Below are 13,554 nucleotides of genomic sequence, written 5' to 3'. Positions count from 1 at the left end.
GCCCCTATGTCCCAACGTGCCACTCTCTGGTCTGTTCTGATTATCGTTTTCGCTGTCACCTCAGACCAGTATATCAAATTTCTGGTTGAGAGCGGCATGGACTATAATCAGCAGATTGATCTGCTGCCGTTTCTGGCGCTTTACCGCACCCATAATGAAGGCATCGCTTTCTCCATGCTGTCGTGGCTGCATGACGGCGGCCTGATAGCCATGACCGTTGCTGTCATCGGTTTCGTCTCCTATCTGTGGTGGACAACTGCACCGGAACGGGTGATCAGCCGTATCGGCTTTGCGCTGATTATTGGTGGTGCATTGGGCAATCTCATCGACCGCAGCCTGCTCGGCTATGTGGTAGATTATATCCTGTTCCATCTGCCTAGCTGGTCATTTGCGGTCTTCAATATGGCCGACGTTTACATCTCTACCGGTGCCGGTCTGATTATCCTCGACGAACTGGTGCAATGGAAGAAGTCCCGCTCTGCGGGGTGAGAGGAAAAAAGTCCCGCTCTGCGGGCTGCCCCCCCAAAAAATCTTCACCAAATACGGTCATTTCCCTGACAAAATCTCCGGCAAATCAATTTAAACGGATTTGCCGGCGGCTTTTTCACATGCTGCTGTTCTTCCTACCTGTCAGTTTCAACGGCCTGACAAGACAATCTAAAAGGCATATGTCACATGCCTGACGCAGACATCCTCTATAAATACCGCAACTCAGAAACGTGGCTAAGCAGACAAAATACTTGCGGACAGCACTGAGACAGTTGAATCCGGCGGAGGATATATCTTGCCACAGGCTCTTGGAATTTTTTCACAAACCGCGCATGATGCACGCATGAAGCAAACACCTCCAGATACGCTTGAAATAGGCGCCATTTTAGCTGATGCCGGTTTTTCTTCACTGACCGGCCAGATACTGGGGCGTATGGGCAGTCTTATTGTGCGGATTGCGGATAATCCGGACACAATCCGTATTGCGCAAAAACTGCGTTACGATGTTTTTTACACCGAGCTCGGTGCGCAAAAATCTCAGAATACCATTCTCGAAGAACGCGACAGCGACCATTATGATGCGATTTGCGATCATCTGGTGGTTTATGACACATCAATCTCCGGCGGTGAGGCAGAGCAGCTTGTCGGCACATACCGCCTGATGCGCAGCGACATGCTCGCGGCAGGTCATACATTCTATTCTGCCGGTGAATATGAAATCACCAAACTGCTTGAACGCAAGCCCGGCCTGCAATTTCTTGAACTCGGCCGCTCCTGCGTGAAGCCGGAATACCGCTCCAAGCGTACGGTTGAATTGCTGTGGCAGGGCATCTGGTCCTATTGCCGTCAGCACAGGATTGAAGTGATGTTCGGCTGCGCCTCATTCCACGGTACGGTGCCGGAAGCCCATGCACTGCCGCTGTCTTTCCTGCATCATAATTGCCGCGCTGATGCGGAATGGGATGTCCGTGCGCTTGAGCAGCATTACCGCTCAATGGATATTGTTCCGCAAGAAGCCATCAATCCGAAAGTGGCATTGTTCTCCATGCCGCCGCTGATCAAAGGTTATCTGCGCCTCGGCGCGATGATCGGTGACGGTGCAGTGGTTGACCATCAGTTCGGCACTACGGACGTGCTGATTGTTCTGCCGGTAGAGCGTATTTCCAGTCGCTACATCAATTATTACGGCGCTGAAGCTGACCGTTTTGTATGATGTGATGAAAACAAAAAGACCGGCAATATACCGGTCTTTTTTATGTCTAATGCGATAAGATATTTATGACATATCCGAGCGGGTCGCGAACATAAAAACGCTGCACGCCCCACGGCTCCTCCGTGAGCGGATAGATGATCTCAAATCCTGCAGCCTGTGCGCGATGATAGACTTCATCCAGATTATCGACCTCAATGGAAAGACGGGGCACATCCGTTCCGCCGCCGCCCTCTGTCGCTAAACTGAGCTGTTGGACAGGTCTGTTTTCTGCGGTCGCTGCGGCAGCCAGCGTTACGATCCAACCGTGATCCATAACCACATCCAACCCCAGCAGTTCCTCATAAAAGACCCGCGCAGCCTGAAGATCAGAACCTGCCAGATTAGCTACGATCCTCAGAACTGCCATGTAAATTCTCCTGTCAGAATTTAACTTTTAACCGACAATTGCTTCAGGCGGTACAAGGCTTCCAGTGCCTCGCGCGGTGTCAGATCATCAGGATTAATTTCCTGTACTGCATTCAGTAATGCACTATCCTGCGCCGGTTTTGCCACTTCACGCGGCTTGGCAACGACAGCAAAGAGCGGCAGATCATCAATGATCTTTTCAGCCTTGCCGGAGGTTTCCCCCTCCTCCAAGCGATGCAACACATCGCGCGCCCGTTCAACCACCGCATCAGGCAGTCCGGCAAGACGCGCAACCTGCACACCATAGGAGCGATCAGCGGCACCTTTGGCTACCTCGTGCAGGAACACGACATCGCCTTCCCACTCTTTCACCCGCATGGTGACATTGGCAAGCCGTGCCAGCTTCTCTGACAGTGCCGTCATTTCATGAAAATGCGTGGCGAACAAAGCGCGACAGCGGTTTTTCTCGTGCAGATATTCCACACTCGCCCAGGCAATCGACAACCCGTCGAAGGTTGCGGTACCACGACCGATTTCATCGAGAATGACCAATGAGCGTTCACCGGCGAGATTGAGAATGGCGGCGGTTTCAACCATTTCCACCATGAAAGTGGAACGGCCACGCGCCAGATCATCCGATGCTCCAACACGGCTGAACAGCCGATCAACAATACCGATATGCGCAGATGTAGCCGGAACGTAAGAGCCCATCTGAGCGAGAATTGCGATCAACGCATTCTGGCGCAGGAAGGTCGATTTACCGCCCATATTGGGGCCGGTCAAAAGCCAGATCGCGCCAAATTTCTGATCGCCTTCTGGTGATAAATCGCAATCATTGGCCACAAACGGATTAGCGGCCTGCTTTTTCAGCGCCTGCTCGACCACAGGATGACGGCCGCCATCAATGGCAAAGTTCAGACTGTCGTCCACCTTTGGACGACAATAGCCCTGCTCATCGGCCAGAACACCCAGCGCTGCCGACACATCCATCACACCAAGCGCTGCAGCACCGGCACGAATAGCATCGGCATTTTCAACTGTGTGACGGATTAATTCTTCGAAAATTGCCAGTTCAATCGACAGTGCACGATCAGCGGCATTGGCAATTTTGGTTTCAAGCTCCGCCAGCTCTGTTGTGGTGAAACGCATGGCGCTGGCCATAGTCTGGCGATGGATAAACCGTGCTTTGGCCTCATCCGTATCGGTCAGTGCACCGGCATTATTGGCAGTCACCTCGATGAAATAGCCCAGCACATTATTATGCTTGATCTTGAGCGATTTTACGCCCGTCTCTTCCATGTAATCAGCCTGAAGTCCGGCAATCACGCGACGCGACTGATCACGGAGACTGCGCATTTCATCCAGCTCGGCACGATAGCCCGTGCGGATAAAACCGCCATCACGTTTCAGCAATGGCAGTTCTTCCGCCAAAGTCTGATCAAGCAATTGCGCATAATCTTCCGGCAATGCGAGGATAGAGCGGCAGGCTTGTGCCAGCTCTTCCGGCAATTGCTTATCCTGAAACAGTTGGCGCACCAGATGTGCCGCCTGGAAACCGGCATGCAGGGCACCAAGATCACGCGGACCACCGCGCCCGACCGCCAGACGTGACAAGGCACGCGGCATATCCGGCACACCGCGCAAAGCAGCACGCAGCCCCTGTGCCAAGGGTGTTTCACTTAAGAAAAACGCGACCGAATCCTGTCTTGTAGTAATTTTTTCCGGCTCAGTCAGCGGCGCTGTCAGGCGCTCGGCCAGCAGGCGTGCACCGGCACCGGTGACCGTGCGGTCAACCGCCTTGAGCAATGAGCCTTCACGATTGCCGGAGAGCGTGCGCATCAGTTCCAGATTGGCGCGGGTTGCCGGATCAATAAACAGCGACGACCCATCCGTCTCACGTTCTGGCCGCATCAGCGGCGGGCGCTCGGCAATCTGGGTTTTCTCTAAATATGCAATGGCACCGGAAATGGCGGAAAGTTCGGTGCGGTTGAATTCACCGAAACCATCCAAAGTTGCCACGCCGTAATAGCGCTTGATGCGTTCTTCTGCCGTTGAACTTTCAAACAGGCTCGGATGTTGTGGCATGACAATACGCCCGAGCAGATCCAGTACCGGACGGATTTGCGGATCCTGAAAGGCGGTTTCCGGCACGATCAGCTCGCTCGGATCAACGCGCATAATATCGGCATAGAGTTTTTCAGGCGTGGTTTCCGTCATGCGGAACTGGCCGGTGGAAATATCAATCCATGCCAGCGACAGCCGACCTTCTTCCGCACCTTTTACGCGGCCAAGTATCATCAGGAAATTAGCGCGCGCCGGATCAAGCAGTTTCTCTTCTGTGATTGTGCCCGGTGTAACAAGACGGATCACATCGCGTTTCACCACGGATTTGGAGCCGCGCTTCTTCGCCTCTGCCGGATCTTCCACTTGCTCACAGACGGCCACGCGGAAGCCCTTGCCGATCAGACGCTGCAAATAATCATCTGCCGTATGCACCGGCACACCGCACATCGGAATATCTTCACCCAGATGTTTGCCGCGCTTGGTCAGTGTAATCCCGAGAGCCTCTGATGCCTCAATCGCATCATTGAAAAACAACTCATAAAAATCGCCCATACGATAGAACAGCAGGCTGTCGGGATAGGCAGCCTTGATCTCAATATATTGTTCCATCATCGGCGTCGGGCGCGCGGTGAGGCCTGCATCATAAGTGCTCTGCGGCTCATCTGCGAGTTCAGGCGTCCGGTCAGGTTTTACTGAGGCTGTATCATGCTGCGTCATAGGGAATACACATGTTCCTGAAATAATTTTTCAAAATCCTGCACGAGCATTTCCGGTTTTGATTAAACCAATAGGAAATGCTCTGCCATTTTGTTTTCCGCGTATCTTGTTCCGAAAACCGCTTCACACTTTTCGGGATACGCTTCAGTTTAAAACTTCCAACAAAGCCCTGTGAAGCAGCCAGTTGCTTATATCCCCGTGATTTTCGCCGGAAGCCGATTATACGAATATTGTCTTTAAACATCGGAATCTTTTCAAATATTGCGCTACACAAACAGGCCGACTTGATATAAACACACTGCCCAGCCATCCGAAGGATGTTTCAATATATTATAATACTATGGCCGTTCACGCTGCATAAGCTGACAACCGCCCTCGCAGAGAAAATCGGAGGGGTCAATGACCAACGATAAGACCACCCAGAAGCCGCAATCTGGCCAGAAACCACAAGCCGGAAAAGGCACATCCCTGACGGAGCAAGAGGCGCTGGATTTCCACTCCAAAGGGCGTCCGGGCAAACTAGAAATTACTCCGACCAAGCCAATGGCTACGCAGCGCGATCTGTCGCTGGCCTATTCTCCGGGTGTTGCTGTACCGGTCAAAGCGATCGCGGAAGATCCCGCCAAAGCCTATGACTATACATCCAAAGGCAATATGGTTGCCGTGATCTCCAACGGCACCGCTATTCTGGGTCTTGGCAATCTCGGCGCGCTGGCTTCCAAGCCGGTGATGGAAGGCAAGTCGGTGCTGTTCAAGCGTTTTGCCGATGTGGATTCCATCGATCTGGAAGTCGATACCACCGATGTGGAAGAATTCATCAATTCCGTGCGCTATCTCGGCCCGAGCTTCGGCGGTATCAATCTGGAAGACATCAAAGCGCCTGAGTGCTTTGTCATCGAAAGCCGCCTGCGCGAGCTGATGAATATTCCGGTTTTCCACGATGACCAGCACGGTACTGCAATCATTGCCGCCGCCGGTATGATCAATGCTCTGCACCTCACCGGCCGCGACCTGAAGACCACCAAAATGGTTTGCAACGGTGCCGGTGCTGCCGGTATCGCCTGTATCGAACTGGTCAAAGCCATGGGCTTTGCGTCCGAAAATGTCACGCTGTGTGACACCAAAGGCGTGGTCTGGCAGGGTCGTACTGAAGGTATGAACCAGTGGAAATCCGCCCATGCGGTCAAGACTGAGAAGCGCACGCTGGCGGAAGCCATGGAAGGCGCGGATATTTTCTTCGGTGTTTCCGCTAAAGGTGCACTGACCGAAGATATGGTTCGCTCCATGGCCGATAATCCGATTATTTTCGCCATGGCCAATCCTGATCCGGAAATCACACCGGAAGAAGTCGCAGCTATCCGCTCCGATGCGATTGTCGCGACCGGCCGCTCTGACTATCCAAACCAGGTCAACAACGTCCTCGGCTTCCCGTATATTTTCCGTGGTGCGCTCGATGTTCGCGCCACCACCATCAATGATGCGATGAAAGTTGCTGCGGCCAATGCGCTGGCAGAACTGGCACGCACGGATGTGCCGGATGATGTGGCTGCCGCCTATCAGGGAAACCGCCCGCGCTTCGGTCCGAATTATATTATTCCGGTGCCGTTTGACCCACGCCTGCTCTCCACAATTCCGGTTGCTGTTGCCAAAGCCGCAATGGACAGCGGTGTTGCCGGTAAGCCGATTGAAGATCTGGATGCCTATGCACGGTCTCTGGCTGCGCGTCGCGATCCGATCGCCTCGACAATGACCGGCATTTATGACCGTATTCGCCGTCATACCAAGCGCGTGATTTTTGCCGAAGGTGAAGAACCTCAAATCATCCGTGCCGCCGTTTCCTTCACATCGCAGGGTCTGGGTAAAGCCATTCTGCTCGGCCGAGAAGACCGCATTCGTGAAACAGCCGAACAGGCCGGTATCGACCTTGACAAACTTGGTATTGAAATCACCAATGCCCGTCTGTCCAAGCGCACCTCGGAATATGCTGATTATCTCTATGAGAAGTTGCAGCGTAAAGGCTACCTGTTCCGCGACTGCCAGCGCATGATCAATAATGACCGCAACCATTTTGCGGCCTGCATGGTCGCCATGGGCGATGCGGACGGCATGGTTACCGGCGTAACCCGCAATTATGCCACCAGCATTGAAGATGTACGTCGCGTGATTGATGTGAAACCGGGTCACCGGATGATCGGTGTATCGCTGGCTCTGTGCCGTGGCCGTACCGTTTTCATCGCCGATACTGCGGTGCATGAACAGCCGACAGCGGAAGAACTGGCTGATATTGCCGTGGAAGCCGCCAATGTTGCACGCCGCATGGGTTATGTGCCGCGCGTTGCCATGCTGGCTTATTCCACCTTCGGTCATATGTCCGGTGCGCGTTCGGAAAAAATTCAGGAAGCCGTGCGTATTCTCGAAAAACGCCATGTGGACTTTGAATTTGACGGTGAAATGAGTGCCGATGTGGCTCTCAACGGCAAGCTGATGGAATCCTATCCGTTCACCCGCCTGACAGGCCCAGCCAATGTGCTGGTGATGCCAGATTATCATGCGGCCTCCATCGCCGCTGATATGCTGCAGGAACTGGGCGGCGCAACACTGATCGGCCCGTTGCTGACCGGTCTCGACAAGGCTGTGCAGATCGTACCGCTGAGCGCCAAGGATTCCGACATTGCCAATATGGCGGCCTTTGCCGCCTATGCGGCAACCAACTGATTATTTCAGTAACCAAACTCAAAAGGCCGGAGCACTCTCCGGCCTTTTTTGTTTAAAGCACAATGCAGACTTACCGTTGCGTTCAGCTTTAATCCATGCTCAGTTTTCTGCATCGTAACTTTGCTACTACGGAACCATGATCCATGCGCTTGTCCGATCTTCATCTTGACCGCATCATTGACAGGCAGGCGCTTGCTGCCGCGCTCACAGAGATCGTCAACGCAGATGCAAGCAAAGACCAGATGCGCAATCAGGTTCTGAAAACACTAAAAACCACATGGAAAGACGGTAAAGCCCGTGCCGAGACCATGTTGCTGGAAGACGGCGGCGGTATTGCCTGTGCCAGACGCATCAGCGGCTTAATGGACCAGATCATTGCCGCACTTTATGATTTTACCGTTGAGCATATTTATCCGGCGGTGAACCCGTCCAAAGCGGAAAGCCTCGCCATTGTCGCTGTCGGCGGTTACGGACGCGGCGGTCTGGCACCGGGTTCTGATATCGACCTGCTGTTTCTGCTGCCCTATAAGCAAACGCCATGGGGCGAGCAGGTTGTGGAATATATGCTCTATATGCTCTGGGATATGGGGCTGAAAGTCGGGCATTCCACGCGCAATATTGATGATGCCATCCGCCTGTCGCGCGAAGATATGACCATCCGCACCTCATTACTGGAGGCGCGTTTTCTCACCGGCAGCCAAGAACTTTTTGACGAACTCACCACCCGTTTCGATCAGGAGATCGTTGCCGACAGCGGTGCGGAATTTGTGCAGGCCAAGCTGATTGAGCGCGATATCCGCCACAAGAAAGCGGGTTCAACGCGCTATCTGGTGGAACCGAATGTTAAGGAGAGCAAAGGCGGGCAGCGCGACCTGCAAACCCTGTTCTGGATTGCCAAATATATTTACCGCGTTCATTCCACAGAAGAGCTGATTAAACGCGGTGTTTTCTCCCGCAGCGAAGCAAAGCTGTTCAGCAAGGCCGATGATTTTCTCTGGGCTGTGCGCTGCCATATGCATTTTCTTTATGGCAAGGCGGAAGAGCGCCTGTCCTTCGACATTCAGCGTGAGATTGCCACCCGCCTCGGCTATACCGATCATCCGGGGCAGACCGGTGTTGAACGCTTCATGAAGCATTATTTTCTGGTCGCCAAAGATGTCGGTGATCTGACCCGCATCATCAGTGCCGCACTGGAAGAAGAGCAGTTCAAAGAAACACCGGGCACCGGCCAGATCTATTCCACACTGACCCGCAAAAAACGCAAAATTGCCGGCAGCACGGACTTCATTCTCGACCATAACCGCATCAATATTGCTGATGATGAGGTGTTTCAGCGTGATCCGGTTAATCTGATCCGGCTGTTCTATCTCGCCGATAAACACGGGTTGCAATATCACCCGCATGTTATTCAGCGCGTCAGCCGCTCGCTGAAACTGATCAAAAGCGATGTGCGCAATGACAAGGAAGCCAACCGGTTATTTCTGGAAATTGTCGCCTCGCCGCGCACACCGGAACGTACCTTGCGCCGCATGAATGAATCCGGCGTGCTGGGGCAGTTCATTCCTGATTTTGGCAAGATCGTCGCGATGATGCAGTTCAATATGTATCATCATTATACCGTCGATGAGCATCTGCTGCGCTGCATCGCCATTATGTCCGAGATTGAACATGAGACGCTGAAAAACGAGCATCCGCTCGCCCACAGCCTGTTGCCGACACTGAAAAATGATCGTCATCTGCTCTATGTGACCTTGCTGCTGCACGATATTGCCAAAGGCAGGCCGGAGGATCACTCCACCGCCGGAGCGAAAATCGCCCGCAAATTATGTCCGCGTTTCGGGCTTAATCCGTCAGAGACAGAATTGGTGGCATGGCTGGTGCAGGAACATCTGACTATGAGCAAGGTTGCGCAATCACGTGACCTCAACGACCGCAAAACCATTGCCGATTTTGCCGCCATTGTGCAGACCACCGAGCGGCTGAAACTACTGCTGCTGGTAACAATCTGCGATATTAAAGCTGTCGGCCCCGGCGTCTGGAACGGCTGGAAAGGCCAGTTGCTGCGCACACTCTATCATGAAACAGAATTACTGCTGACCGGCGGTTTCTCGGAAGTGAGCCAGACTGAACGCAGCAATCAGGCACGCTGCCAGCTGGCCGAGCAGCTTGGCGACTGGCCGGAGGACAAGCGGAAAGCTGTTCTGGCACTGCATTATGATAATTATATGCTGACCGTGCCGCAGGAAGACCAGAAACGTCATGCGGATTTCATCCGTGCCAGCGATGAAGCAGGCAAAATCCTCAACATTCTGGCACGCCCGCATGAATTTGAAGCGGTGACCGAACTGACAATTCTGTCTCCCGATCACCCGCGTCTGTTGTCAATCATTGCCGGTGCTTGTGCAGCGGCAGGTGCCAATATTGTTGATGCACAGATTTTCACCACCACGGACGGGCGGGCGCTCGATACCATTCTCATCAGCCGTGAATTCGATACCAATGATGATGAAATGCGCCGTGCTGCGCGTGTTGGTCAACTGATTGAAGATGTGCTGACCGGCACCACCTATCTGCCGGAGGTTCTGGCACGCAAGACAAAGGCGCGACGCTCTGCCCGTGCTTTTCATGTCACGCCGCGGGTGCATATCAATAATACGCTCTCGGAAAAATTCACAGTGATTGAGGTCAAAGGGCTGGATCGTACCGGTCTGTTGTCGGAAATTACCAATGCGATTTCCGATCTTTCGCTCAATATTGCCTCGGCGCATATCACGACATTCGGTGAGAAAGTGATTGATACTTTCTATGTCACCGGTCTCGACGGGCAAAAAATCACCGGTACGACCAAGCAGGCCAATATCCAGAAACGCCTCCTCAGCTTGTTTGACAAGAGCGGGAGTGATAGCAGAGCACCAGATAACAAAAACGGCGATCCGAAAAAATTGCGCGAAACGGCAGGTTAATCCGGCTTGCGTCTTTTTAAAGCCTGCCGCACTGCCTGCCTGTCCTTCCCTATTCACGAGATGAATTCATGAGCCTGCTGAAAAAATTCGCAACTGTTGCTTCCGGCACGCTGATGAGCAGAATCTTCGGCTTTACCCGTGAAATGCTGATGGCAGCGTTTCTCGGAACCGGCCCTGTTGCGGATGCTTTCAACACCGCTTTCCGCTTCCCGAATACTTTCCGGCGACTGTTTGCTGAGGGTGCATTCAACGCCGCTTTCGTGCCGCTCTTTGCCAAAGAGATCGAGCAAAATGGTATGGATGGTGCCAAGCGCTTTTCTGAAGAAGTCTTCGGTGTGCTGTTCACCATTCTTCTCGGACTGACCATTGCCATGGAGCTTTCCATGCCGTTTCTGGTCAGTACAGTTATTGCACCGGGCTTCACCAGTGATCCGGTGAAGTTTGAGAATACGGTCAATCTGGCGATGATCATGTTCCCCTATCTCGCCTGTATGTCGCTGGCAGCGATGATGGGCGGTATGCTCAACAGCCTGCATAAATATTTCGCGGCAGCCATTGCGCCGGTTTTCCTGAATTTCATTCTGATCGGCGCGCTGCTGCTGGCATGGGCGCAGAATTACGACCCGCTGCAAATCGGTTATGCCCTGTCCTGGGGTGTGATGGCGGCAGGTGTTGTACAGCTCGCCATTGTCTGGTTTGCAGTACGCCGTGCCGGCATCAAAATCGGCTTTCGCCGCCCGAAACTGACCCCCAATGTACGCCGCCTGCTGGTACTGGCACTGCCTGCCGCGATTACCGGCGGCATCACGCAAATCAATCTGCTGATTAATACCAATATTGCATCCGGCTCAGCCGGTGCCGTATCCTCTCTCGTTTATGCTGACAGGTTTTATCAGTTGCCGCTCGGCGTGGTTGGTATTGCTGTTGCCACCGTTCTGCTGCCGGAATTGTCGCGTGCCTTGCGCGGCGGCCATATGCAGGAAGCCGGAAATCTGCAGAACCGTTCTGTCGAATTCACTCTGTTCCTGACATTGCCTGCGGCGGCAGCCCTGCTGGTTTTCTCCGAACCACTGGTGCGCCTGTTGTTTGAACGCGGGCAGTTCGGCCCGGAATCCACGCTGATTGTTTCACAAATTCTCGCAGTGTACGGTCTCGGCCTGCCAGCCTTTGTGCTGATTAAAGCCTTTATTCCGGGTTTCTTCGCCCGTGAGGATACCCGCACACCGATGATCTTTGCCGGTATTTCGGTGGTGGTGAATGTGACACTGGCGCTGATCCTGTTCCCGCGTCTCGGCCCAACCGGCATTGCCACGGCGGAAATCACCGCCGGTTGGGTCAATGCCGTTCTGCTGCTGTCCGTGCTGATCTGGCGCAAACATTGGGATTATGATGCCGGTCTCATCCGCCGTATTCCGCGCCTGATTATCGCAGCAGCGATCATGGCCGCAGCTCTGTATTTTGCCACTCAATATTTTGAAACCTATTTGAGCAGGCAGGCAGGACTACTGGTGCAGGCAACAACGCTCGGCCTGCTCGTGATCGGCAGCATGATTGTTTATTTTGCGACGGTTTTTGCCATTGGCGGTGCCAGCCTCTCCGCCCTGAAAGGCAATATGCGCCGCCGTAAAAAAGCAGCAACAACGCCGGAAAATACAGATATTTCCGCTTGATTGCTTTTCAGCACTCTGGCAGTAATAACGCATCCGGAAGACAGGATTACACGCCTGCCTTCCGGATATTTTTTATAATCCAAACTTTTTAGCCAAGACTGGCAGCATGCGTCCAAACCACATATGCCAGCCTTAAAAGCAACCCCAGAGCATCCCTGATTATCAAACCTTACGTTTCGACGATAATCACGCTCGACCGGCTCTCCACCAGCTTCAGGATTTATCAAGAATGAACACCTTCAAAGAACGCATTTTCTCCGGCGCACAACCAACCGGCAATCTTCACCTCGGCAATTATCTTGGCGCAATCAAACGCTGGGTCGCCTTGCAGGACGATAAGGATTGCGTCTATTGCGTCGTTGATATGCATGCGCTGACAATTTTACCGGATCCTGTGGAACTTTTAAATTCCACGCGTGAACTCACCGCCGCCTATCTGGCTGCCGGTCTTGATCCGAAGAAGAGCATTGTCTTCAATCAGAGCCGCGTGCGCCAGCATGCGGAACTTGCATGGGTGTTCAACTGTATTGCTCGTATCGGCTGGATGAACCGCATGACGCAGTTCAAGGACAAAGCCGGTAAAGACCGCGAAAATGCCTCGCTGGGTCTGCTGGCCTATCCGAGCCTGATGGCTGCTGACATTCTGCTCTATCGTGCCACCGCCGTGCCAGTTGGCGACGACCAGAAACAGCATCTTGAACTGACACGTGACATTGCGCAGAAATTCAACAATGACTATTCCGACCGCATTGCCTCACTCGGTATCGGCGTGGAAATGGCTGTTGGTGATGAAACTGTATCGGGCTTTTTCCCGATCACAGAGCCGCTGATTTCCGGCCCTGCGATGCGTATCATGTCGCTGCGTGACGGCACCAAGAAAATGTCGAAATCCGATCCGTCCGACTTGTCGCGTATCAATCTGATTGATGATGAAGACACCATCACCAAGAAGATCCGTAAAGCCAAGACAGATGCCGATGCTATTCCTTCAGAAGTGGAAGGGCTGGAAGGCCGTCCGGAAGCGGATAATCTGATCGGTATCTTCGCAGCTTTGACCAACACGGACAAAGCAGCCGTCTTGCGTGATTTCGGCGGCAAGCAGTTCTCTGAGTTCAAAGCATCGCTTGCAGAACTCGCTGTTTCGCAGCTTTCTCCAATCACGCATGAAATGCGTCGACTGGTAGCCGATCCGGCCTATATTGATGCCGTTCTGCGTGACGGTGGTGAACGCGCAAGCGTGATTGCTGAAGAAACCATGCACAATGTCCGCGACATTGTCGGCTTTCTGCAGAAATAAAAATACAAAAAAGGCAGGGAA

At 53.2% G+C, this 13,554-nt stretch carries 8 protein-coding genes; 6 read left to right on the top strand and 2 right to left on the bottom strand.

The genetic code is table 11. From position 1 onward, the window contains the following. Positions 1-6: 6 nt before the first annotated feature. On the top strand, positions 7-489 hold the full coding sequence (lspA, locus tag KHQ09_RS02905) for a signal peptidase II (RefSeq protein ID WP_213596187.1): 483 nt from the start codon (positions 7-9) through the stop codon (positions 487-489). Between the two features lie 343 nt (positions 490-832). Further along, the gene (olsB, locus tag KHQ09_RS02900; protein WP_213596185.1) at positions 833-1,702 is read left to right on the top strand and encodes a l-ornithine N(alpha)-acyltransferase; all 870 of its coding nucleotides are present in this window, start codon (positions 833-835) and stop codon (positions 1,700-1,702) included. 46 nt (positions 1,703-1,748) lie between these two features. Here the strand turns inward: olsB and KHQ09_RS02895 are convergent, their stop codons facing one another. Both KHQ09_RS02895 and mutS read right to left on the bottom strand, forming a co-directional pair. Then, a complete protein-coding gene (locus tag KHQ09_RS02895; RefSeq protein ID WP_213596183.1) occupies positions 1,749-2,108 on the bottom strand; it encodes a VOC family protein in 360 nt (119 codons plus the stop codon). Between the two features lie 20 nt (positions 2,109-2,128). Continuing rightward, a complete protein-coding gene (gene mutS / locus KHQ09_RS02890) occupies positions 2,129-4,783 on the bottom strand; it encodes a DNA mismatch repair protein MutS (RefSeq protein ID WP_238481691.1) in 2,655 nt (884 codons plus the stop codon). 504 nt (positions 4,784-5,287) lie between these two features. On the opposite strand from mutS, the gene KHQ09_RS02885 reads away from it, so the two are divergent. From KHQ09_RS02885 to trpS, 4 genes are all read left to right on the top strand, one after another. After that, complete coding sequence (locus tag KHQ09_RS02885) at positions 5,288-7,603, top strand: NADP-dependent malic enzyme (RefSeq protein ID WP_213596179.1); 2,316 nt, start codon at positions 5,288-5,290, stop codon at positions 7,601-7,603. A 143-nt stretch (positions 7,604-7,746) separates the two neighbouring features. Continuing rightward, positions 7,747-10,566, top strand: a complete 2,820-nt coding sequence (locus tag KHQ09_RS02880; RefSeq protein ID WP_213596176.1) for a [protein-PII] uridylyltransferase — start codon at positions 7,747-7,749, stop codon at positions 10,564-10,566. Between the two features lie 68 nt (positions 10,567-10,634). Continuing rightward, entirely contained in the window at positions 10,635-12,236 is a 1,602-nt protein-coding gene (murJ, locus tag KHQ09_RS02875) for a murein biosynthesis integral membrane protein MurJ (protein ID WP_213596174.1), read from the top strand. Between the two features lie 229 nt (positions 12,237-12,465). Then, on the top strand, positions 12,466-13,533 hold the full coding sequence (gene trpS / locus KHQ09_RS02870; protein ID WP_213596172.1) for a tryptophan--tRNA ligase: 1,068 nt from the start codon (positions 12,466-12,468) through the stop codon (positions 13,531-13,533). Positions 13,534-13,554 lie beyond the last annotated feature (21 nt).

It is taken from the genome of Pseudochrobactrum algeriensis (genome assembly GCF_018436245.1).
GTDB classification, from domain to species: domain Bacteria; phylum Pseudomonadota; class Alphaproteobacteria; order Rhizobiales; family Rhizobiaceae; genus Pseudochrobactrum; species Pseudochrobactrum saccharolyticum.
The sequence above is the reverse complement of the archived record's forward strand: the minus strand, read 5'-3'. Positions and strand labels throughout refer to the sequence as shown.